Source organism: Pedobacter terrae, from assembly GCF_036946585.1.
GTDB classification, from domain to species: Bacteria; Bacteroidota; Bacteroidia; order Sphingobacteriales; family Sphingobacteriaceae; genus Pedobacter; species Pedobacter terrae_C.
Map to the genome: position 1 here is coordinate 1 of NZ_JAQIIV010000011.1, position 23,305 is coordinate 23,305.

General features: G+C 38.6%; 24 protein-coding genes. 6 read left to right on the forward strand and 18 right to left on the reverse strand.

From position 1 onward, the window contains the following. Window positions 1–384, reverse strand: a 384-nt coding sequence (locus PGN18_RS14705; protein WP_335320311.1) for an FAD/NAD(P)-binding protein, incomplete at its 3' end; no start/stop codon positions are given. A 416-nt stretch (window positions 385–800) separates the two neighbouring features. Here PGN18_RS14705 and PGN18_RS14710 point away from each other — a divergent pair. Beyond that, window positions 801–1,364 carry a DUF1543 domain-containing protein gene (locus tag PGN18_RS14710; protein ID WP_335320312.1) on the forward strand — a complete coding sequence of 188 codons (564 nt, stop codon included), beginning with the start codon at window positions 801–803 and terminating at the stop codon, window positions 1,362–1,364. Here the strand turns inward: PGN18_RS14710 and PGN18_RS14715 are convergent, their stop codons facing one another. The 4 genes from PGN18_RS14715 to serC form a co-directional block, all read right to left on the reverse strand. Beyond that, entirely contained in the window at window positions 1,365–2,156 is a 792-nt protein-coding gene (locus PGN18_RS14715) for a DUF4350 domain-containing protein (protein WP_335320313.1), read from the reverse strand. A gap of 167 nt (window positions 2,157–2,323) precedes the next feature. After that, entirely contained in the window at window positions 2,324–2,470 is a 147-nt protein-coding gene (locus tag PGN18_RS14720) for a hypothetical protein (RefSeq protein WP_335320314.1), read from the reverse strand. 26 nt (window positions 2,471–2,496) lie between these two features. Next, entirely contained in the window at window positions 2,497–3,618 is a 1,122-nt protein-coding gene (locus tag PGN18_RS14725; RefSeq protein WP_335320315.1) for a DUF1015 family protein, read from the reverse strand. A gap of 10 nt (window positions 3,619–3,628) precedes the next feature. After that, entirely contained in the window at window positions 3,629–4,726 is a 1,098-nt protein-coding gene (gene serC / locus PGN18_RS14730) for a 3-phosphoserine/phosphohydroxythreonine transaminase (protein ID WP_335320316.1), read from the reverse strand. 317 nt (window positions 4,727–5,043) lie between these two features. On the opposite strand from serC, the gene PGN18_RS14735 reads away from it, so the two are divergent. Further along, on the forward strand, window positions 5,044–5,511 hold the full coding sequence (locus PGN18_RS14735) for an Lrp/AsnC family transcriptional regulator (protein WP_335320317.1): 468 nt from the start codon (window positions 5,044–5,046) through the stop codon (window positions 5,509–5,511). A 258-nt stretch (window positions 5,512–5,769) separates the two neighbouring features. Here PGN18_RS14735 and PGN18_RS14740 read toward each other — a convergent pair whose 3' ends face one another. The 5 genes from PGN18_RS14740 to PGN18_RS14760 all read right to left on the reverse strand — a co-directional run bounded on the left by PGN18_RS14740 (window position 5,770) and on the right by PGN18_RS14760 (window position 9,913). Continuing rightward, on the reverse strand, window positions 5,770–6,045 hold the full coding sequence (locus tag PGN18_RS14740) for a hypothetical protein (RefSeq protein ID WP_335320318.1): 276 nt from the start codon (window positions 6,043–6,045) through the stop codon (window positions 5,770–5,772). Window positions 6,046–6,133: 88 nt separating this feature from the next. Next, window positions 6,134–6,601 carry a ribosomal protein L7/L12 gene (locus tag PGN18_RS14745; RefSeq protein WP_335320319.1) on the reverse strand — a complete coding sequence of 156 codons (468 nt, stop codon included), beginning with the start codon at window positions 6,599–6,601 and terminating at the stop codon, window positions 6,134–6,136. A gap of 693 nt (window positions 6,602–7,294) precedes the next feature. Then, a complete protein-coding gene (locus PGN18_RS14750) occupies window positions 7,295–8,650 on the reverse strand; it encodes an alkaline phosphatase family protein (RefSeq protein WP_335320320.1) in 1,356 nt (451 codons plus the stop codon). 258 nt (window positions 8,651–8,908) lie between these two features. Then, the gene (locus tag PGN18_RS14755) at window positions 8,909–9,649 is read right to left on the reverse strand and encodes a DUF3667 domain-containing protein (RefSeq protein ID WP_335320321.1); all 741 of its coding nucleotides are present in this window, start codon (window positions 9,647–9,649) and stop codon (window positions 8,909–8,911) included. A 6-nt stretch (window positions 9,650–9,655) separates the two neighbouring features. Next, window positions 9,656–9,913 carry a hypothetical protein gene (locus tag PGN18_RS14760; protein WP_335320322.1) on the reverse strand — a complete coding sequence of 86 codons (258 nt, stop codon included), beginning with the start codon at window positions 9,911–9,913 and terminating at the stop codon, window positions 9,656–9,658. 157 nt (window positions 9,914–10,070) lie between these two features. Between PGN18_RS14760 and PGN18_RS14765 the strand changes: the two genes are divergently transcribed. After that, window positions 10,071–10,694 carry a TetR/AcrR family transcriptional regulator gene (locus PGN18_RS14765; RefSeq protein WP_335320323.1) on the forward strand — a complete coding sequence of 208 codons (624 nt, stop codon included), beginning with the start codon at window positions 10,071–10,073 and terminating at the stop codon, window positions 10,692–10,694. 118 nt (window positions 10,695–10,812) lie between these two features. Here PGN18_RS14765 and PGN18_RS14770 read toward each other — a convergent pair whose 3' ends face one another. Further along, complete coding sequence (locus PGN18_RS14770) at window positions 10,813–11,424, reverse strand: hypothetical protein (RefSeq protein WP_335320324.1); 612 nt, start codon at window positions 11,422–11,424, stop codon at window positions 10,813–10,815. A gap of 103 nt (window positions 11,425–11,527) precedes the next feature. Between PGN18_RS14770 and PGN18_RS14775 the strand changes: the two genes are divergently transcribed. Beyond that, window positions 11,528–12,421 (forward strand): winged helix-turn-helix domain-containing protein, encoded by an 894-nt coding sequence (locus tag PGN18_RS14775; protein WP_335320325.1) that lies wholly within the window; start codon window positions 11,528–11,530, stop codon window positions 12,419–12,421. 194 nt (window positions 12,422–12,615) lie between these two features. On the opposite strand, the gene PGN18_RS14780 is transcribed toward PGN18_RS14775, so the two are convergent. Genes PGN18_RS14780 through PGN18_RS14800 form a run of 5 tightly spaced genes read right to left on the reverse strand, consistent with a single transcriptional unit; the run spans window position 12,616 to window position 17,809 of the window. Continuing rightward, window positions 12,616–13,635 carry a zinc-binding alcohol dehydrogenase family protein gene (locus tag PGN18_RS14780; protein WP_335320326.1) on the reverse strand — a complete coding sequence of 340 codons (1,020 nt, stop codon included), beginning with the start codon at window positions 13,633–13,635 and terminating at the stop codon, window positions 12,616–12,618. Between the two features lie 19 nt (window positions 13,636–13,654). After that, window positions 13,655–14,671, reverse strand: coding sequence for an aldo/keto reductase (locus tag PGN18_RS14785; RefSeq protein ID WP_335320327.1), 1,017 nt, complete (start codon window positions 14,669–14,671; stop codon window positions 13,655–13,657). Beyond that, the gene (locus tag PGN18_RS14790; protein WP_335320328.1) at window positions 14,664–14,999 is read right to left on the reverse strand and encodes an L-rhamnose mutarotase; all 336 of its coding nucleotides are present in this window, start codon (window positions 14,997–14,999) and stop codon (window positions 14,664–14,666) included. The genes PGN18_RS14785 and PGN18_RS14790 overlap by 8 nt, the downstream gene beginning before the upstream one ends. A 6-nt stretch (window positions 15,000–15,005) precedes the next feature. Beyond that, window positions 15,006–16,274, reverse strand: coding sequence for an L-fucose:H+ symporter permease (gene fucP / locus PGN18_RS14795; RefSeq protein WP_335320329.1), 1,269 nt, complete (start codon window positions 16,272–16,274; stop codon window positions 15,006–15,008). 20 nt (window positions 16,275–16,294) lie between these two features. Continuing rightward, window positions 16,295–17,809 (reverse strand): alpha-L-fucosidase, encoded by a 1,515-nt coding sequence (locus PGN18_RS14800; protein WP_335320330.1) that lies wholly within the window; start codon window positions 17,807–17,809, stop codon window positions 16,295–16,297. Between the two features lie 110 nt (window positions 17,810–17,919). Here PGN18_RS14800 and PGN18_RS14805 point away from each other — a divergent pair, with 110 nt between their 5' ends. After that, on the forward strand, window positions 17,920–18,807 hold the full coding sequence (locus PGN18_RS14805; protein WP_335320331.1) for a helix-turn-helix domain-containing protein: 888 nt from the start codon (window positions 17,920–17,922) through the stop codon (window positions 18,805–18,807). Window positions 18,808–18,852: 45 nt separating this feature from the next. Here PGN18_RS14805 and PGN18_RS14810 read toward each other — a convergent pair whose 3' ends face one another. Then, on the reverse strand, window positions 18,853–20,817 hold the full coding sequence (locus PGN18_RS14810) for a sensor histidine kinase (RefSeq protein WP_335320332.1): 1,965 nt from the start codon (window positions 20,815–20,817) through the stop codon (window positions 18,853–18,855). Between the two features lie 424 nt (window positions 20,818–21,241). Here PGN18_RS14810 and PGN18_RS14815 point away from each other — a divergent pair, with 424 nt between their 5' ends. Then, complete coding sequence (locus PGN18_RS14815; RefSeq protein ID WP_335320333.1) at window positions 21,242–21,751, forward strand: RNA polymerase sigma factor; 510 nt, start codon at window positions 21,242–21,244, stop codon at window positions 21,749–21,751. A gap of 65 nt (window positions 21,752–21,816) precedes the next feature. On the opposite strand, the gene PGN18_RS14820 is transcribed toward PGN18_RS14815, so the two are convergent. Further along, window positions 21,817–23,226, reverse strand: coding sequence for an alpha-L-fucosidase (locus PGN18_RS14820; RefSeq protein ID WP_335320334.1), 1,410 nt, complete (start codon window positions 23,224–23,226; stop codon window positions 21,817–21,819). Window positions 23,227–23,305 lie beyond the last annotated feature (79 nt).

Genomic DNA, 23,305 nt, shown 5'->3' on the forward strand with positions numbered 1-23,305 from the left:
ACCTTTATTTTCGGCAACTTCTTCTAGTAAATTAAACTGGGCAGAAAGATATTCACCAAAAAATAGTCTGGGCAGTACCTTGTACTCATTAAATTTATCCGAATCAATATCGAACTTTTTTAAAATCTCTTGCGGTGCAATTTTAACCCAATCTTCAATGGAGTTGAATATAATTGGAATTTCGTTGTCAGATACGTTGGTAATGTGTTCTACATTTGCCCCTTCAGCACTATATGGCATGCCTGCACCTAAGTAATCTTTACGTTCAAATATTTCTATTTCGAAGTTCGGATCTTTAGATTCGATTAATCTTTTATACATGAACAAACCACTCGGGCCGCCACCGATGATGGCAATTTTCTTTTTTGCTGTTTTCGTATCCATTTGTAACAGATACAATCTTTAAAAAGGAAAATTGTTTTGGAATGTTATGAATAGTTAGAAAGTCAGGAGTCAGAGGTACAAAGATGAAGAAAAGATTAGGGTATTGACTGAATTGGATTGCTACAGATTTGAAAAATAGTGACCTCGTTTTCGGGGAAATATCCATAACATAGTCCAAAGATTTCTTCTTTTCGCTGCCTTTCAGCCATATGGCGACGATTCTACTGGAACTTATCTTCAATCCTTTTACTCTTTGCCTTTCTCGGCGTCCTTCGTGGTTGAAAACCAATAAAATCTAAAAATTTAAGAACCTATTTGGCTTAATGCTGTTAAAAGAGATGAGTTTTTATAAGGTTTTATAAGGATTGAATTTTGAATGATAAAACGCCGGAAGGTGTCAATAATCTGATATACTGATGAATGATTTAAAATTATATATGATTTTACTGGGCTCAAAAGCCCCAAAACGAAATGTAGAACAGCACGACTATTTTTTTGGCATCGCCCATTCGCTAAAAGATCTTGTTCCCGAGATTAAAGCATTTTGGCCAGGAACGGGCACCAGCCTGCATATTGATGGTTGGCGGGAAGTAAACAAGGTTGATGATTATGAAATCAAAATTGGGTTACGTAATGAGCATACTTTACCTTCGCTACATAAATTGTTTTTTATTAATCTTGGCGGCTATTTAACCAATCAGTTATACGAACAGCACCATATCGTATTATCAGTACATGATGAGAGGGCCAAAGCCATACAGGATGCAAAGAAAACGGTATTCTTTAAAACCAATACGATAAAAGGTGCAAATTCGCATATCGATGAAAAATATGGCATTGATGTAGACGATATCTATAAAATTGAAGATATTTTAAGTGATGAATCGAAACAAAAATACCATATCGAGATTAAGCCATCTTCAGGGCATTTACCCGAAGATGAAATTCATTTAGGCTATTTTAAGCTGGATAAGTTGTAACTATTTCCGCGCAAGGGCTTTTAACCATCTTACGAGATCTACAGCAGCTTTATCATTGTCAAAGTTCATTTCTTTTGGCAAGCGACCATTAACATATTCATCGTATAACCAGGGATCTGCAATAGCTACCACATTACCTTTACCGTGTTTAGCATGGGCGATAACCGTTGCACCGGCTTTATTTTTTAATACGGCTTTAGCAGCGCCTTTGGTTTCAATAGCGCAAATATCTTTCATAAATATTTTTTGTGCCGTTTTAAACACAGGATTATTTTTGGTAGAAATAGCTCCATCTTCAAAATGGTTGTCGTCAACAACATGATTTTGCATGTCATTGGTGAAATGCATACCAAACACATTTGCCAGTTTGTTAAAGTGTGGCACTTCTACGTTAGCGCTATCGTTGGCAAACATCACCAATACGCCCCCCTGTTTTACCCATGCAGCGATTTCGGTAACATCGTCTGCCTGTATGTAATTTGGCTTTGGATTTTCCTTAGGCCGATCAGGATCTACAATTAAATATACATCGGTTTCTTTCAACCTGGCGGCGGTTGGCGCGGTTTCAAGTGAATCCAGTTTAAATCCTTCTTTTCTAAATACACTCCCTAAAATAGAAAAACCACTCATTGCCCGCTCACCCCACAGATAATGAAAACGCACCTCTTTACCATTTTTATCTTTGTGCGTTTCACGATTGAAAAAGTAATCTAGTGTAACCGTTTGTGCACTTGCCACAATAGAAGAACAGAACAACACGGAGAATGTGCAAGCCTTAAAAAGCATTTTCATAAACATATCGGGTTAATAGTAATACCCAAAAATATAAAATTTAGCGATAAGGAAACGGTAATAATAAGCTTGTAAAGATATCTTTAATGATTAAACCTAGCCTCTCTTAAATTAAGCTGATTTGCAAAACAGAAAAGATACCTACCACGGCCAATTCATATGACATGTTACAGCCAATGCAGGTCATCTTGCTCTGTATCATTTTTCCTCTTGTTAACTTTAAGCCGCTTTTTCAAAAAAGCCACTAAAAAGAATGTAATGATCAGAAAAGTAGCGCCTATCTGCGCTATATTTTCCAAGTCGAGATCGAACATATTGTTTACTTTATAAGTTTAACCATTTAATTTATCTTTAGTTGTTCGCCCTTTGCCACAATAGCTTCTGATCCACTTGCCATAAATCCTTTGGGGATCTTGGGTGCTATCCAGGTAGATTTGGGCGGCAAAAATTCGCCTTTTTCTGCAGTTTTTATAAATGCATCGGTTGTCATCGGAAAAAGTGAAAATCCAATTGAGGTTTCATCGCGATCCAGTTCATCAAGAAATTGGATCCACTTACAATCCGGAAAACAGATCAGCCTTTCGTCTTCCTTGGGTTGATGGATCCCCAGCATCGCTGAAAGAATGTAATCTTGTAGAATCACTGTATCAGGAACCGTTGATAATGCAACAGAAGCATTATTTAAATCCAATTGATACCATTCGCCTTTAAAACAAAGGCCTATCCTATTTTTCCGATCAGGTTTGTAAGGTATGTTATTCGGAATTTTGGAGATATAATAATGTGCTTTCAGTTTCTCCATCAACAAGGAGTAAGAAATACTTATACCCGAAACCATTCTATGAAAGGCTCCGATGGAAATCACATCGGCCGATACCAATAGCGAGCTGATCTGCTGGGGCTTGCTTTTTTGTACTGAATACGCGGCCTCCAAACGGTGATGGCCATCGGCCAGGTAAACGGCATTAACTTTCTGAAATTCTTCAACAAATCTTTCAATCAGATCTTCTTCCAATACCTGGTAAATAAAATGGTCCATTTGCGACCATTCATTTTCCAAAGGCTTTCGTGTACGCACCGCAAACTCAATAAGTGCATCTAAGGTCTCATCTCTTTTATGGACCAACAGGATTGGCGATTTTTGAATGGTCTTACTTTTACGCTCTATTTTAAGCGATTCTACTTTCGATGATACCGTTTCTTCATGTTTTTTAATTGCACTTTCTGCTGTTTGAGCGAGATCAATCGCCGCCCAAATTCCCCTCATCACACCAGTTTCGCCACGGAACTCATAAATGTAAATCGCATGTTGGTCATCTAAAGCACATCCGAACAGGTTGAGCAGGTCTTCAAATGAGAGCTGCTCATTTTGATGTCCCTTACCGTTCACCTGATCAGAAATCATCAGCTCAAATATGTCTTTGCCTGGCTGTAAAGCCTTTAATGGTGCAATTTTTATCATCGTTAATAAATTATTCTAGTTCAAGCACTGTTTTTTCGCTGTACATTTTTTCAAAGCTGCTCATGGCATTAACCAATACTTCAACACTTGATATTGGAAGTGCATTGTAAAGTGAGGCCCTAAATCCGCCAACAGTCCTGTAACCTTTTATCCCCACAATCCCCTGCTCTGCAGCAAATTTTAAGAAACCTACCTCTACCTCTTTATTAATGGCCAAAAAAGTAATGTTCATCCGCGAGCGATGTCCAACATCGGCAGTGCCATAAAAAAGTGGATTTCGGTCTATTTCCGCATATAACAATTTTGCCTTTGCAATATTTTTTTGCGCTATTCCACTTACACCGCCTTGGTCTTTAAGCCACAGTAAATTAAGCATGGCTACATATATCGAAAAAACGGGGGGTGTATTGTACATGCTCATGTTATCTCGGAAAATCCGGTAATCCATCATGGAAGGGATTTCTTTTTTTGCCAGGTTGATAAATTCATTTTTAGCAATAACCAGCGTCATCCCTGCGGGTCCCATATTTTTTTGGGCACCTGCGTAAATGAGATCAAAATCGGTGATGTTAATTTCCCTGGAAAAAATATCAGATGACATATCGCAGATCAACGGTACGCTTTCTTTTGGGAAATCAAACATTTCAGTTCCCTCAATCGTATTATTTGAAGTGCAGTGCAGATATGCAGATTGCTTATCATGATTAAAACTACCCGGGATATAGGCGTAATCTTTATCCTTAGAGGAAGCTATAACATCGACCTTACCAAACAACTTCGCTTCTTTAATGGCTTTTTGTGCAAAATACCCCGTATCAAGATAAGCTGCTTTTTTTTCTGCTCCCAAAAAATTCATCGGAACCATGGCAAATTGTGTACTGGCCCCGCCCTGTAGAAACATCACGGAATAGTGATCGGGAACAGACAATAAATCGCGAACCAAAAGCTGGGTTTTAAGTACCACATCTTCAAATTCAGGCGATCGATGTGAAACTTCCAGGATAGATAAACCCATCCCCCTCCAATTGATAACGGCTTGGGCAGCCTGTTCCATTACAGATGGCGGCAGTATACATGGGCCGGCTCCAAAGTTGTGTTTTTTAAGCATGAGAAAAATAATTCGGTTAGATTAATTACCTTGTAAAGATCAGTAGTTAAGGATATTATAAAGTAAGAACCTATTTTTTTGGTAAAAATTATTTTTTATCAAACCCTCAACATGTTAAAATTTGGTTTCGCCTATTAAGTATGTCAGATAACAGAATATAATTTTTACTGATACCCCCGAAAACCTTACCATTATTGTAAATTATACACTAAGTATTTTTTATATAATCGCGATAAATAAATCTTAATTGAGTTAATTTAACTATTTTTAAGCTTTAAAAAAACCAACATAATATAATAAATTACACTAAGCATTACATGCAACCTCCAAAAGTTGACCAGACTGATATCGACATCCTCAACCTTTTACAACGTGATGGATTATTAACCTATAAAGAAGTATCGGGAAAGCTTAGAAAAAGTATGACCCATATTGTAGAACGCATTAAAAAACTGCGCACAAATGGATATATCAAATCAACAGTTGCCCTTGTTGATATTGATAAACTGAGATCACATTTTATTGCATTTCCACATATTCAACTTACCACGCATTCAGAAGATATTGTAAAAGCATTTAAGATAGAAATGGAAAAATATCCAGAGGTAATGGAATGTTATCACCTCACCGGGCATTTTGATTTTATGCTTAAAGTAGCCATGCCTGATATGGCTTCTTATAACCATTTCCTGAGAGAAAATATTGGTTCTTTGGCTTATGTGGGGAACATACAGAGTTTTTTAGTACTGAATCAATCGAAATCCGAAACCGCGTATGCCCTGTAAGTTTATTGGTCATTTGTTTAGTAGTCACTGGTTTGGTAGAATTCGTTTATTGTTCATTGGTTAAGCTTAGCGTTAAATATTAATCAGCACATCCATTCACCTTTCTCTGAGGGATGTACGCAGGACGGTTTTTTTTTGAAAACTTGCAGCAGATATGCCTTGTCAGATGGCAACATCTGACAGCACTGATATCAGTCCGTTTCCTCATCACAACAGTCTAGAAGTTATACGTAGAGTATTAAAAATGCCGACTATCTTTTATTTCGGTTCCTTTTTGTTATCAATAGCAGTACTAAATGTTTTATTAAACTCGCCTTTTATCCACTGAACCCTCCCTGCTGCTTGTATGCCTGGCGCAATAATGTAATTTCCGGTCTCACTATCAAGGATCACGACAATATTACTGGCGTTAACTTCGGTACGATACCTTCCACCTACTTGATCCTGACTATTTTTAAAACTGATGGCAGTAAACATTAATCCAGCGCCTAAAAATCCCAATAAAAGGGATTTTGAATCCAATGTGATTTTCATATTCTTAAGATTTATTTGTGTGTGAGATCAAATTAATAATTTTAATTCACGCATGCTAATTTTATCAGAAATATTGCACCATTTTTTGCTAAATTTTGAACATCACATAAATTAAAGCTGCAGCGGCCAAAATAACAATCAACAGCTTTATCAGATTTCTTTTGATAAGATTTTGGCTATCCCCTGCATGATCAGAAATGATATTTTTGATATCAGTATCTCTGCTCTGCTGCATCATATTGCCGTTAATCTTAAACTGCATTAACTTTTCAACGTAGTCTTTACTTTCTGCCAACCCCAAACCTGTGGCATCCTTATAACGTTTAATGGCATTTAACTTGTTGCCTTGACCTAAAATAGCCAGCAGCTCTTCATCCAGATTGGCCAGATTATTTATGGGTTCCTGTACATCCCCCTCTAATGCATCTACATAATCTTTTGCTTCTTTTAAACCACAGCCACTGTGATCTTTAATGATCTTAACAGCTGCTATTTTTTGGTTCCTGAAGAGAAATAACAAGGCTTGTTGTTTTGCTTCGGGGCTAACATCAATCATAACTGTAAGTTAACAAAATATGAATTAAATCTTCTAAGATGTAATTGAGGCTTCAATTATAAGTCAAAATCCCTTGCTGTCATGCTGAACGCGGTGAAGAACCCGAAGGCCGCGAAGCAAATCTTTATAAGCTGGTAACTTATACAATTAAAGATCCTTCGTTGCACTACCATTGACGTTATCACTTATTTTTTTGATTGTTAGTTACTTATACAATACGCTTTTCTATCCAACACGGCCTTAGCACTGTATCTCCGTTATACTTAAAACCGGCCTAATAAATTTTTCCGACTGCACTGACCAAGCCCTACTACTGGCTTTAAAAGAAAACGGCACAGCCCTCATGAATGCAGCTGAAAATTATAACTACAAATGAATAAATTTTCAGCCGGCATTTTATTAATGTTTGTCTATTATTTTTATTTGCATTAATGAGCTCGGCAGTGCCTCTGTTCTGTTACTTTTTGATGCCCAAAAGTGAGAGCCATTCGGCGGCGGCGGACCTGTACCGATTTTCATCGGTAGCCGAGGCAAGACTGCGCCGTAGGACTAAAAGAAAACCATTGTACGTCAATCATATTGATTTTTATACAATAAATTACCCCTCAGACTGACAGCAAAAGATGCCGTTGAAATCAGATCCTCCTTAACTGATAGTGTTGAAAATGCAAAGTTACGGTCGTATGGGAATCCTTATTTCTTAACCGGAGTCAGCAAACCTGGATACAAAACTCCATCGGTGTTAAGCTTGAGGTTTAAGAGTTTTGCAATTAAAGGTGCAATATCTTCCTGTCCCATTAACGGTATTACAGTACCCTGTTTGATACCTTTGCCAAATACAACAAAACCTGTTTGAATTTCTTTAAAATCAGTTGGCAGGTATCCATGTGTACCTCCACTTGCCGGCATAAACATTTCACCAGATGCCGCAGCACCAAAACTAAAACCCTGGTTTGCAGCCAAAACCATACTTGCATTTGGATCTCCCTGTGCTTGGGCCAGCGCCTCTTTATCCAATACATGGAAGGCTTTTTTAATCCCATCGGGGAGCTCATTTAATGCTTTTTTAATTTTTTCCAAAGAGGCTTTATCTTTCGGATCCCTTAAATGTAGAAAAGAAGAGCCACCACTCTGCTGAAAATAAGCTTTCCAGGCTTCGCGGTTGGTAGCGCTGTACAAGCCCAGTTTAGCCAACATTACATTTGGGTTAACCTGTGTATGAATGTCGACAAAACCATGATCGCCTGTAATGATAAAAGTGGTATTTTTACTAATGCCCGCAACTTCTGCTGCATCCATAATGGTTTTAACAGCTACATCTGCACCCACAATAGCCGATCGAACCTTATCTCCGTCTCTTCCCTGTTCATGCTCAAAATGATCAAGTAACGCGATATGTAACGCTAAAAAGGACGGCTTATACTTTTTAAGGATATAAGCTGCCATTCTCGATTTATTCTGGTCGCTGGTAAAATAATCTATCGAAGCTCCAAATTCACCAAATTTACCAATGGCATGATCTTGAACCTCCTGAAAAAGTTCTTTAGGATTCGATTCCAGCAGCATCGCTTTAATTTCATCTTTCTTTTCGCCTTTACCCTGCGGCAGGATTACATATTCTGGCAGGTTATAATTAATTGGCGCTCCTACAGTGACTGGCCAGCTTACGCCTGCCGTAATTAAACCAGCATCTTTGGCCGCTGTCCAGATGGTAGGTACCTTAATATCTTTATAGTACCAGAACCATTTACCCGAAACGCCTAAAGGCTCAACCGGTGTGTTATAATAAATACCATGTTTAGCAGGTAACACACCACTTACAATAGTGGTATGTGAAGGATAGGTTACGGTAGGAAAACTTCCGCGTACACCTCCTGCGTAAGCACCCTTGTTCATCCCTTGGCGAACGTTAACCATGCCCCATTGCGGATCCAAATAAAATTCTGGGCGTAACCCGTCTATACTGATCAATACGACATGATTCTCCTGGGCCGATAAATACCCTACCGAAAGCCAAAGCAAGGCAAACAGTGAAACGATCTTCTTCATAAATAATTTTTACGCGAAGGTATTTGGATTAGATGCCAGTAAGGTTGCGTAAATATTAAAAAAATATTAAGGGAAAGTAACTTTAAAGATAGGATTAAGCAGTATTAATTTAAGAGCGGCAATAAGAAAAGACTATGTTTTTAACGAAGTTTAACAACTACCAGATTTAGACCAAAAATCAAGTTCAGATTAAAAATACTTTTCAATAGATGTTGAAAAAGAATAACAAAGGAAAAATAAGATGATTTTCTTTATTAGCTAATGTTTTGAAATGATGGCGTAAACAATTCCAAGTATAAGGTTAAGCAGATTGTATGATACAGGAACGAGGATGCTTCTTGAAATCAAAGCTATTTTACTATAGCCAAAGGCCGAAAAAAATTGATAATAAAACCAAACACTATAAATAATACCTAAAAAACTCAGCAAACCGAAATATAAAAATAAGAGTATCTGGGTGTTGTGATAGAATATGGTCAGGACTGAAACCAGGAGACCAATAATCATTTCTACAATCACGCGGTATGAGTTTAAAACCAGGTGTTCTGAAAAGTTAAGCTTCGCTTTCCTAAACCAGATTAAACTAAAGCACGAATAAATAGGAATAGTAATAATCAGAATCAATTTGGGATAATGAGAGATAAATTTCTCCACGTCGTTCATCATTGCTTTGCTCCCCTTAGGCATCAGATCAGACATATTGCCATGTGCATATGGCGCTATGAGACCTGATACCGTCAGAATGAGCAGGATGAGCGTAATAAAACTAAAGTAAGGTACCCTTTTGCCCTGAATATATTCGCGGACACTGTGACCCGGCCGGGTGAACAGACTTTTTAGGGTAAATAAAATACCTTTATCTACATGCCAAACCCCATGAATAAAATCATGTTCAACAAAGTGTTTAATGGAATAACGATGTGTAGTAGACTTTTGCCCACAGTGTGCACAGTAATTCTGCGTCACCGGAGCACCACAATTCAGGCAATCTGTTGACATGACTAGCTATGATTTGGCATTTCTGTTTTTGAGTTCAGCATTAATCTGCGACAAACTGATGAAGGCTGGTAAAAGTGTTAACGAACTACAAAATGGAACTATAATCAGTACTTTGGGCATGTTAGATGAAAAGGCCAGATAAATTATAATTGCAGCCGCAATGAGCAATACCAGGGCAAGTCCGATGAGTGCGCCCTGCAAACCTTTTTTCTTTTTGTACAATTCTTCTACGGGTATTAGCGAAATGGAAGTTTCCTTTTTCATATCGTTTGCTCAGATTAATGCAGTTTGGTTCTTGCGAGGAGTTTCGTCATTTTTTTATCAATCTCTTCGACTAGACAAATATATAACATATCACCAATTGGTGATAAAAAAAATTTAAAATGATTTTGTAATTTTCCAGACGATTATTTTTTATGACATGGAAGAGGAAACAGCAGCGAAATCGTTAAAAAACAAGGAAAAAAGCAAACAAAAATTTTTGCATGCTGTAGAAAAAATACTCCATACCAAAGGTTTCTCGGGTCTTAAAGTTAACGATATTGCACGTACTGCGGGTTTGGACAAAAAGTTAATCTATAATTATTTTGGTGGCAAGGATGGTCTGATTGATGAATATATCCGATCGCAGGATTTTTGGAGCAATGTAAAAAGTGAATCGGGTGGGTCTTTGGTAAACGATGGAGGAAAAAAGTTCTCTAAAGCTATGCTGCTCTCTCAATTTGACTATATCTTCAAGAATAAGAATATACAGAAAATTTTGCTTTGGGGACTGGTAGAGAACCGTAAATCGTTAAAAAAACTCGCAAGTGATCGTGAAGAAAATGGAGCACGCTTATTCGAAAGCATTACCGACCCTTATTTCGAAGAAAATGCAAAAAGATACAGGGCCATTATTGCATTGCTGATCTCTGGAATTTATTACCTGGATATTTACGCCAATACCAACGACTGCACCTTCTGTGGATTAGATCTTAAGAGTGTGGCTGGGCGATCGGAAATTGAAAATGCTATTTCGTTTCTGATCGATAAAACCTATGAATAAGAAAATGGAAAAAAGTTTACATACTTTCTTCCATTTTCATCTTTCAGGCACAGCTTATTAGCGCTCGCACAATAGGCTACAATACCCTTACTATCTATTTATTAAATTATTTATTTGTTTAACAGCCACCTTTGCGAGGTAAGCGTTTAAAAATTACTTTGCCATCCAGTTCAACATATTCAGCTGATACTATTGGATATGAATACTTAGGTGCATATGATAGGTTACGGCTTCTGACCCTAATTTTATCGTTAACCTTCAAGCTATACAATTGTTCGAGCTGAGATTTTTCTGCCTCAAAATTTACAATGTAATCGGCATCATTGATCCTGGCCATTACACCAAAACCTAATCTTGATCCAGGCGGAAGCGATAATGTCGTTATCACGGCTTCCATGTTGGTAAAATCATTGATATCTTTCCCTATTTTAGCAGCACTGGCATGTACGTTTTTTCCTGTGGATGATGTTTCCCATTTTTTGAACTTTATACCATCAGGGCTAGCCTCCCATTTTTTCTTTTCGGCATCTCGTTGTGAAGCAGAAAGCGGTTTTGGACTTGGGCTGTGAGTAGTTTTAATTTCTTGATTAGCAAATACTAATCCACTTACCACAACTAGTAGTAAGATCAACACGTACATCATTTTATTCATCTTTTTTGTAGGTTTGATTAACATTGATCTATCAGTTGATAAATCAGATTCGTTTAGGGAATTTTGTTTATTTTTCATATCTTTTTAATATTGGTGCAACAAAATTACCTGGAGATCTTTTCGTCTGAAGAAGCAGTATTGTAAATAAAAATGTAAACTTTGTAAATAAAACGTTGACAATATGTTTGATCGCTTAAATCGCTTTTCTGAGAAAGTTAAATACCTTTTTGGATTCATGCTGATTTTGTTTATCGCTGTTATTTGTGCAGCTTTCAACATGATTGGTGAGGAGAACTTTGACTTGGCCAGAAGGGAAATTTTACTCCGCCGGATCGGGCATGAGCTGCTTTTACAATCGGGCGACAGTACATCCAGGGTGCTTCCCGTAAAAAAGGTTGCTGAAAATGAGTATCAAATCGGATTTGAGCACGAGTTTACTTTTAATCCCATCTTCCTGGTGAATGCAACTAAACGCTTATTGGCCCAAGATCCCATGGCAAACGATTATGTGGTTAAAGTATTGAACTTAAAGGATTCCAGTGTTACCTACGGATACGCAATATCTCAGCATAAAAAGGATGAAATTATAGCTTGCGTAGGCAGAAAACAGCCAAAAGCACATTACATGATCAACATTCAAATAAAACCGACAGGGATAATCACCAAAAAGAATGGATATCTTCTGGGCAGCCTGCCATTTTTAGCATTTGTTGGTTTTATTTTTCTTAGATCGGTTAAACCGCGAAGAGCTTTACCCAATGATGATCTACATGTAGACCTGATTACCTTAGGGTCAGTTGTATTTGACACGAAAAACCGCAAACTCAATATCAATGAAAAGACAATAGAATTAACTGGTACAGAAACCAGGGTACTGCTCGTTTTCGCAAAATCTCCCAATGAAACCATAGAGAGAAGCCGGCTGCAAAAAGAGATATGGGAAGATGAAGGCGTTATTGTGGGGCGTAGCCTGGATATGTTTATATCAAAACTTAGAAAAAAACTAGAACCTGATCCCAATATCAATATTGTTGTGATTCGCGCTAAGGGGTATAGGCTTGAAATTAAGGGTTAAAATAAATTTGCAACTTAAATATCCTTAAAGTCAGGGTGATGATCAATTAATCGAAAAGCTGCTTTAACATTTAGATACCGCTACCTAAATTTAAAAGTGTGCACTTAAAACAAAAACAGGACTAAATATGATATGCAAATTTAATCCTGCTCTTTGCTTACTTTAGTTCGTTTCGAATTATATAAAAAATGTTTTTATTCGTCAAAACTGATCAATGCTTTGATCAGCGATTCATTTGCCTGAAGCAAGTGATTAAACTTTTCTTTTACCTCCGAAAATGGCACATTATGGGTGATAAAATCCATTGGTTCAATCAGTCCTTTTCTAATGCAATCAATCACATGGGCAAAATCGTTTGGAAGGGCATTTCTACTGCTCATTAATACAGCTTCACGCTTATGAAACTCAGGATGTATCACCTCAATCGTACCTTTTTGAAGGCCTATCATGATAAATTTACCGGTATGTGCCAAAAATTTGAAGGCATTATTAATCGCGTTTAAGTTTCCGGTACAATCAATGACCACCTTTGCCATTTCTCCATTGGTAATTTTTGATAGCTTTGCTAAAGCATCCGTTTTTAATGGATTTATGGTGTGCGTAATGCCGAAACGCTCGCTACAAAAAGATAGCCTGTTATCATTTACGTCAATAACGGTTACTTCAGCTCCACTTATTTTGGCAAAAGCAATAGTACCCAAGCCAATGGGGCCAGCACCAAGAATCACCACATTGTCGCCTTTATTCAATTGTCCCAGACTAACCCCATGTGCACCAATGGCCAATGGCTCTATCAGTGCGAGTTCATCTACAGTTAATCCTTTTCCACTAACAATTGCAGTTTCAGGAACTGTGATATACTCTTGCATGGCTCCATCTATATGAACGCCGAAAACTTTAATGTTTACGCAACAATTGGTTCTGCCGCTTCGGCATGCGATACAGGTTCCACAATAAAAATATGGACTAATGGTAACCATGTCTCCGTATTTAACGTTTGCCGCTTCCCTAGCCTCTACCACTTCAGCAGCAATTTCATGACCGAGGATTCTGGGATATTCGAAAAATGGCTGCGTGCCTTCAAATGCATGGTAATCGGTACCGCAAATTCCTAATCTTCTCATCTTGAGCAATACCATTCCATCTTTAACAGCTGGCATTTCCTTATTGATATAACTAAATTCTCCTGGTGTATTACAAACTAATGCTTTCATCGTTATTTTAAAAATTCAATCAATCCCTGTGTTTGCATTTCCTGCCAAAACCCAGCAGGAATTTCTTTTTGGGCCAGCGCGGCGTTAATAGCCACCTTTTCGGGCCGTGTGTGGTATTCAAGGCAATACTTTTTACGCCGGGAAAACCTGCAGAAAAACTGAAACAGGCCTCGGCAGGAAGTAATTCAAACGTTTTACAAACCTGATAAAATTTATCTCTCCAATCCAAAAGCGCTTTTCCAGCCGAACTATCTCCATCAACCGGCTGGTAATTATAAAAATCCCCACCGGTTAAAAAGCCACCGTTAAATATGGCCGAGTTAATTACTTTGATATTTTTTTGGTTAAGTTCTTTTATAAATGCAATCAGATCAGCAGGATGAGATTTGATGGTCAAACTGTTGGCAATCATGACCCAATCTAGTTCAATATCTGCTGCAATGGCCTGGATAATTTTCCAGTCTTTTGCACCTACCCCAATGGAAGACACCAAACCAGCAGCTTTTAATTCTGCCAATGCCATGTAAGCATCCAGGATCTGCTGGTAACGTTCTTTATAATCTGCTTCACCATTACTGGCAAAAAGATATTCATCAGGATCATGTACGGATACCATTTGTGCCTGGTAATTACCCAACAGTTCATTACCTTGTTCAAAACACTTTAAGATCCCATCATAACTGATCATCTGCACTGCATCATGATCAATATCCTTCCAGATACCGACCTCAAATGTAGGTTCCGGAGCTAAAAGCGGTGTTCTGTACCAGCCCAGTTTATTGCTAATAACTACCTGTTGAGGATCTATCTGTAAATCTGCTAAACATTTGCCCAGTGATTCCAATGCGAGACCTGCTCCATATTTACCGGCAGAATCAAAAAAGGCGACCGGTTTTGATGATGCTATACAGGCTTTCACAACTTCCCGTTTTACACTATAATCTACTGCCTGATAGAGATTTCCCAAACTGCTGGTTCCGAAAATAACCGGAGGCAGATTTTGGACTAGCTCTTGCTGTTTATTATCGCTAAGCATTTAACTGAAATATGTTTTTCATGATTACCCACTTTTCTCCTGGTTTTGCAAACGGCAATGCCTGTTGATATTTCCACATCAACTTCTCCCACTCCTCCACCTTTGGATTGGAGGCATCCATAAAAGCCTTTTTTTCGAAACTGAAATCGTCTTCAGTTTCCATAATCATAAACAGCCGGTTGGAAACACGGTAAATTTGCATATCCAGTATGCCCGAGTCGATTATGCTACGTTTAATTTCCGGCCATCCATTTACATGGTACGCCTCATATTCTGCGATCAATTTTTCGTCATCAACGAGATCGAGAGCCAAACAGTATCTTTTCATTTTTATTTATAAAATTTCATTCGGTTGATTAATGACGTCTTTCCTTGTCGTTTTTTGTCCCATTAATCCAAATAGCATAATCACGACGAAACAAACCAGTGGCACATAATATCCATTTTGGATATTACCTGTTCCATCACTCAAATATCCAAAAAAACGTGGTAATATGGCACCACCCACAATTGACATGATAATTAAACTACTTCCGAGTTCGGTATCTTCTTTTAGATCTTTAATGCCCAATGAAAAAATGGTTGGGAACATCACCGACATAAAAAAGCAAATGCCAATAACGGCATATACCGTTGTGATACCAGAAGCCATGATGGCAACCAGGCAGAGCAGTGCGCTGATAAAAGCATAGGTAACCAATAAATATTGTGCCTTGAAAAAGCGCATCAGGAATGTGGTGAAAAAGCGTCCGATCAGAAATGCAAAACCGCATACACCCAGATAATAAGTCGCCTCTTTATCGGTAATACCTGCAGATTTAGTTGCATAAAGAATAAACAAGCTAAATACAGATACCTGCGCGCCGACATAAAAAAACTGTGCAGCTATTGCCCACGATAAATGTTTATGTTTAAAAACCTGCCAAAAGCTTTGTTTAGCACGGCCTTCATTGCTGGTTCTGATATCAGGTAATTTGATCAAATAAAATACAGCAGCCAATACCACCAATATGGTCCCCAACACAAAATAGGGTCCCTGTACTGAGGTTGCTTCTGATGCCAGTACCGATTTTTGAGTGGCCAGATCCATTTTAGCAAGCGCCCGATCCGATACGCCCTCCACCAAAATCAGTTTGCCGCCAATTATTGGTGCCAGTGAAGCTGCAAGCCCATTAAAAGACTGTGCAAGATTTAGCCTGAAAGTAGAAGTTTCAGGTTTTTCAACTAAGGTGATATATGGGTTCGCCGCTGTTTCCAGGATAGTGAGTCCACATGCAATAATAAAAAGCGCAGCTAGAAAGAAATTATAAGATTGTACCTGGGCGGCAGGCAAAAACAGATAACACCCTACCGAAAATATCAGAAGACCGATGATAATTCCACTTTTATAACCATATTTTTTCATGATGATACCTGCCGGCAACGCCATTACAAAATAGGCGATAAAAACAGCCGAATCTACAAGCGTAGCTTGTACGGTGGTGAGCGTAAATGACCGTTTTAAATGCGGAATCAATATCGGGTCGAGATTATGGGCAAATCCCCATAAAAAGAACAGGGAGGTAATTAATATTACCGCCAATGTGGAGCGCTTAGTTTCCATTAAAGAATATTAAGTACATATTATTTTTTAAATTCTATTTTAAATCCTGTAACCGCCCAGGCTGGGTAATTTCTTGGCTTTTTTATCACCAGTGAACCTTCGTTTTGTGCCCAGTCTAGCTTTTCTTTACTGCCCAAAAGCGTAACCGATCTGATTGGTTTTTCGAGATATTTAGAATTTTTCCCTAATAATTCCATTTTAATCTCTGTTTTAGGGGCGTTTAGGCAAAACGCAAAAAGATTGCCCCCCTTCGTAGTATAACGGATATCAGCAGCCTCATAATCACGGGTGTCGGTCAATCCACCAAAATCACCTTTTTTCTGGTTCGATTTCACAGTAGATGGTCCTTCTCCATATACTTTCCAAGGCCTGGTTGCATAAATTCCTTCTCCATAAGTTTTGGTCCATTCGCCCAACTCGGTTACAATCTTAACTACATCAGGTTCTAAATCACCCTCCGGAGTCTGCACCACATTAATCAGCAGGTTTCCATTTTTACTAACCACATCAATTAAAAGCTGCGCAATTTCATTTGTACTTTTATAACGTTGGCCTGTCCGGTAATACCAATCGCCAATTGAAGTATCTGTCTGCCATGGGAAAGGACTGATCGAATCCAATACACCTCGCTCCACATCCTGCGCCCATTTACCTCCAGAAGGTTCTTTAGGGGTATAAACGGCTTCCAGTTTACCTTTATTTTTAGCCAGATCCTGATTATAATAATGCGCTACCATTTTACGCCCATATTCTTCAAAAGGCACTTTGCTATCAGAATAAAGCAGATCAGGATGATAATTATCAATCAGTTCGGTTACATATATTAACCATTTTTTATGCCATGCCGGATTGTTGGTAAGCCATTCTTTTATATTGCTCGAGTCAGCTGGCAAATGATACAGATCTGCATACTGCGGGTCATGACCATCATAAGGAATTCCGGCAAGCGGCCCGGTTTTATCTGATCCATGACTGGGCTGAAACCAGTTGAAACTAGCAGCAAGGTGTTCAGAAACCCCAAAACGAAGGCCTTCTTTTTTTGCTGCATTTTGCCAAAGGCCAACTACATCCTTGTTAGGCCCCATTTTTACCGAGTTCCATCTGTGGATCTTCGAATTCCACAAAAAGAACATATCATGGTGCGAACCCATGCTTACAAAATATTTGGCTCCCGCTTTTTTATAAAGGGCCATCAATTGCTCAGGGTTCCATTTTTCAGCCTTCCAAAGTGGAATAATATCTTTATAACCAAATTTAGATGGCGGACCATAATGCGCTACATGATATTTATTCTGATCATTGCCTTGAAGATACATGCCACGGGCATACCAATCGCCCTGACGGGGTACTGCCTGCGGCCCCCAGTGTGACCAGATACCAAATTTAGCATCACGGAACCATTCCGGATATTGATACTGCTTTAAAGATTCATCTGTAGGTTTGAATTTACCCTGCTCAGGGTTAGTGTTTTGCTGAGCTTGCGCATTTAACAACATGGAAATTGCAATAATGCCTATGGATATTTTTTTTCTCATTTGTGTGATAACGATTTTATATTTGGTTACTATTTTCAAAAATAAACATGTTATCCGATCTATTTTTAAATAAATTAGACTATTTATTGTAAAAATCCGACATTTAAAAAATGATTAAACGAGTACTGCAAAATACCTTTTCACTACTCAATGTAGATTATGTGAAATTATCCGAAAAATGGAATTACCTAAATGTAATCAGTCCTTATTTCCGGATATATTATATAGATGAAGGGAGCGGTGAACTATCCGACCAATCAGGTTCTTTAAAACTTGAGCCCGGATACCTTTATGTTATACCCAGTTTTACACTCTGTAATTTACATTGCGATGGATATTTAAGCCAGTATTTTGTACAGTTTTTTGAAGATTCTGTAGATGGAAGTTCTCTTTTCGCACGAAACCGTAATGTTTCGAAAGTGAAAGCAAAGCAGATGGATATTGATCTTTTTAAACGATTGCTCGAAATAAATCCGGGCCGTGGCATTAACCGATCTGATGACCCCAAAATTTATGAGAAAAATATTTACTATAAAGAATATCAGGAACTGAACAATATGCAGGGTTTAGCCAGCTATCTGGAAACCCAGGGCATACTGCTTCAACTCATGGGGCGCTTGCTCCAGCCGCAGTTACAACGCAAACCTGAAGAGCGGCACGCACCTGCGAAGATAGTGGAAACGGTGGGTTATATTCTGGTTAATTTGCATCAGGAGCTGTCTGTAACTAGCTTGGCCTCACGTGTTAATCAGCATCCCGATTATTTCTCCCGTTTATTCAAAACCTTTACCGGTCAGCGCCCCGTTAGTTATATTCTTGAAAAACGGATTGAGCGGGCGCAATATTTGCTGGCCACCAGTCGGCTTGCCTATTCAGAAATCGCAACACAAACCGGATTTGACAACCTCTCCTACTTTTCAAAATCTTTTAAAAAACTGACGGGCATGTCGCCCAGTACTTATAAAAAGCAGGTGTATACGGTAGGTTTTACTTTGTAATTTTCCACTGTGCAGAATCGAGGTGGCCCCTCCAGGGCTAAATATTTATGCCAATGGTAAAGAAAAATTAAAGGTAGCACCTTTACCTGGCTCGCTTTCTACCCAAATTTGTCCACCATGACGCTCAATGATATCTTTTGATATAAAAAGTCCCAAACCCAGTCCTGAAGAACTATCTTTAGTTTCCTTGGCCTGATAAAACTGACCAAATATGTGACGCTGGTTTTCTTCGCTAATCCCCGGGCCAAAATCCTTAACCGCAGTATGTACCGCTTTATCCACATGAAGCACCTTTAATTCAATTGTTTTTTCTTGAGGCGCATATTTAACGGCATTGTTCAGTAAATTGGTAAGTACCTGTTCAAGACGCATGCGATCAGCATGAACAAAACTTTCTTCAGGCATTTGGATAGTTAAGGTATGCTCGGGATGGGCTTGTAAAAAAGATTCTTTCATCTCCTGAACAAGTACAGCAAGGTTAAGGTGTTCCATGTTCAGTTGCAGTTTTCCCGCCTGGATTTTGGAAACATCAAAAAGATCGGTAACTAAAACGATCATTTTTTGCAATTGCTTAATTGACTTTTCAATAAGATTTTTTGAAACACTTTCAACTATATTACGGTTGGCCAATTGCAAAAAGCCAAAAAGAGAGGTCATAGGTGTTTTTAATTCATGTGAAGCCATGGCGATAAATTCGTCTTTTTTAGCACTGAGTTCTTTCACCTCTTTAAAAAGCCTGGAATTTTCTATGGCAATAGCCGCTTGTGAAGCTACCGTGAACACCAATTCCTCATGCTCTTCTTTAAAAACGGCCTTGTCTTGATGTCCAAAAAACAGCCCGCCAATTACTTCACCTGATTTGGTTGTAACCGGGACAGCCAGATAACTAACCACAGGCAAATGTCCTGAAGGTTTTCCAAAAAAGGGCTCGTTTTTGCCATAACGGGAATCCTGTGTAATATCATCTGAACGTACCACACTTGTACCGCTAAAAGTTGGATGAAACAAAGTTGTATTGCGAGGCATCGGAAAGTTGGCAAACGCCTCCCTCGGAACACCAGATAGCGTATACAACCGGTAAGATTCACCTTCCTGGTTGATCTGATTATAAAAAAATGCCCCAAACGCTGCTCCCGTAAGTTTGGTAGTCGAATCTGTTACCTGCTGTAGTATCTGCTGAAGATCCAAAGATCCATTAATACTTCTGCCTACTATATTCAACAGCTCCAGGCGCTCTATGTGCTTGGCAATTAATTTTTCAGCTTCTTTTTGGGAAGTAATATTACGGGCAACTTTAGATGCACCAATTACAACGCCATCACGATTTTTAATAGGAGAAACAGCCAGTGAAATGTTTAATAAACGTCCATCCTTTGTTTTTCTGATGGTCTGGATATGGCCTACCCGCTCACCCCGCCTCAAGCTTGCAATAATGGTTTCTTCTTCACTTAAACGGTCGGCAGGAAGAAGTATTGTGATCGGCTGTCCAACAGCTTCCTGTTCAGTATAGCCAAAAATATGCTCTGCCCCTTTATTCCAGGTGGTAATGATTCCATCAAGGGTTTTACTGATAATGGCATCTTCAGAACTTTCTATAATAGCGGCAAGCATAGCTTGTTTTTCTTCTGCCTGGCGCTCAAAAGAAATATCATGGGCGATTTGCGAGGTACCAATAATTTTGCCGTCCTGATCTTTGATGGGTGAAAAGGTTAAGGAAACCGGTATTTTCTTTCCTGAACGGGTAAGTCGTATAGTTCGGTACTGGCTGATCTGACCATCGCTTAAAACCTCCTGCATCAGTTCTTTTTTCTCCGAATGCCTGTCATCAGGAATCAACAGAAAAATAGATTGCCCCAGTATCTCTGTTGCAGTATAGCCAAACATACGCTCTGCAGCGGGGCTCCAATTAGTTATTCTAAATTCAAGGTCATGGCAATATATGGCATCCTGAATACCTTCAAAAATGGATTGAAGCGTAAATAGATCAGGCAGATGAGCTGATTTTATCATAATTATTATGAATTTGATCCATTGAAAAGAACCGTCAAATCTATTGAAGATATTTTAAACAACAATTTCATCTTAATTTTTTTTCTTCCTAATTAGCTCAGCCTCATTAAACGCGTATGATGTAAATTCGAAATGTACCGCCGCATAACTCGGGACTAAATTAGCCAATTTCTAAAAATTTATCACTAAACTGTAACAATCTTGTAGGCATAAACCGAAAACACAATCGGTTAAGTTAACAATTTTAACTATTCTGTGTTACAAAAATGTTCCATTAAACGCCATAACAGTACATCACTCTGGTGCTTTAGGTATTCAGCACCCATCTATAGCACGTACTTATACGCCCCCTTCTTCGAGATTAATTAAAACTTAATCCAATTCGGCATGTTCTATAATAACCTATCTACCTAATTGAAAAACTATGAATCAAAATGAATTCAGCAGGGCTGCTGACGGGCACGCTATTGCCCTCCTCACCCATGCGATGCGGTTTACCCATGATGAAGATGATGCAAAAGACCTTGTGCAGGATACGCTGATTAAAGGAATTCGATTTTGCGCTAAGTTTGATAAAGGCACCAATTTACGTGGATGGCTTTATGTAATTATGCGAAATACCTTTATCAATGATTATCGTAAGGCCCAGAAAAGGCATTCAGTGATTAGTAGAGATGAAGATTTATCAAGTCCTAACCTGCTTAAAAGTTCAACCAAAATTTCTTCTGAAGGAAAGTTTGTAATGGATGATATCCAAAAAGCATTGCAGAGTTTGCCAGAACAGTACCGAATTCCATTTCAACGGTATTTTGAGGGTTATAAGTATGAAGAAATCGCTGAAGAGCGGGGCATTCCGTTAGGAACAGTAAAAACCCATATCCACCAAGCGAGGCAGATTCTTAAAACATATTTGAAACAGTATCGGCCAGTTTAGTTTTTCTATTTTATTCATCAGCGCATTAATATTAGCCGGATCATAATCGATCCGGCTAATCTATCTTATTTCCTTTCGTTAAATACACCTAATTCAGCAATAGCTGGCGGTCTATCGAAATCTGAAATGGTAACCTTTATTTTTTCGCACCAGATCCGTTCGAACCTAAAAATGTTCACCTTTTTTTCCCCTTCATTATTTGTTGACAAGGCATTCCATTTGCCATTTGCATAATATTGTAAACTATAGGTAGCCTTTTGATTATTGCCTGCGGTAAGCACCACCATGTTACAAGGCACGGCCTTTTCAAAATTTAACTCATACCATGGCGATTTTACCGTATGATTGGATGACCAGCTTGAGCCAAAATTATCGTCGTTGGCAAAATCCATGATATTCATATCATCACTCCAGCTACTATTGCTTTTTACATGTTTAGCGATGTTGCTAGAAATGATGGGAGCCGCATGCGTTGGAATACGTGGGAGCTCCGCAGATTTTTTATAAAGCTGCCCCATTTCCTTTAATGCTGTTAAGGCATTATCATCTATCAAACCATTTTTGCCCGGTGCCACGTTGAGAATAAAATTGCAGTATGCACCGTTATAGGGAACAATAAATTTGTTAACCAGTTCGGGCACATTTTTTACCGCAGTGGTAGGGAAAGATGTTTTCCAGAACCAGTTGGCCTGCAGCGGAAGGCAGGCCAATGCCGGTAGTTTATTGTTTTCTTTTGAAATAAACTGACCTGCCCCCTGCTCATAAGATTTGATATCGGTATAAAAAAGTGCTTGCGTTGGATATTTAGCAGCATTAAGATCCATTACCAGACAATTTGGCTGTAAGGATTTGATCAGGTAATATATATCTTCAAATGGTACCTGATCATAAGAAATCCTTGACCATGGTGCATCCCAGCCATCAATAATCAGGGCGGTAATCTCGCCATAATTGGTAAGCAGTTCGGTTAGTTGATCTTTAATCATTTTCACATTTTCAGGTGTAATCTGATTTGGACGGATGCCATGGTGGGTATCGAGTATAGAGTAATAAAGCATGACCTTCAAGCCATTTTTCCGAAAAGCATCCGCATATTCCTTTACTACATCACGCTTCAATGGCGTATTCATGACGTTGTAAGCCGTTGTTGTCGTATTCCAGATCGGGAAACCGCTGTGGTGTTTGGTGGTTAGGCAACCATAGGTCATGTGGGCCGATTTTGCGGCTTTAGCCCACTGATCTGCATTAAGTTTTGGCGACTGGAACAAGGAAAGATCTGCATCTGGGTCTGACCAATCCTGATCCATAAAAGTTGGCATACCATAATGAATAAACATACCCAATCCGAGGTCAACAAAATCTTGTTGCAACTCAACCAAGGGTTTGTTGGCAGATTTTTGCTGCGCCCGCACCGGATAAAGTGATATGGTAGCTGAAATGATGAATAATACTAATAAAATCCTTTTAAAGGTCATTTTTCTTTCTTTTTAATTATTGGTTTGAATTCCTTGAAGAATAAATACGACTGCCGTCATCTTTCAGCATTACAGTATC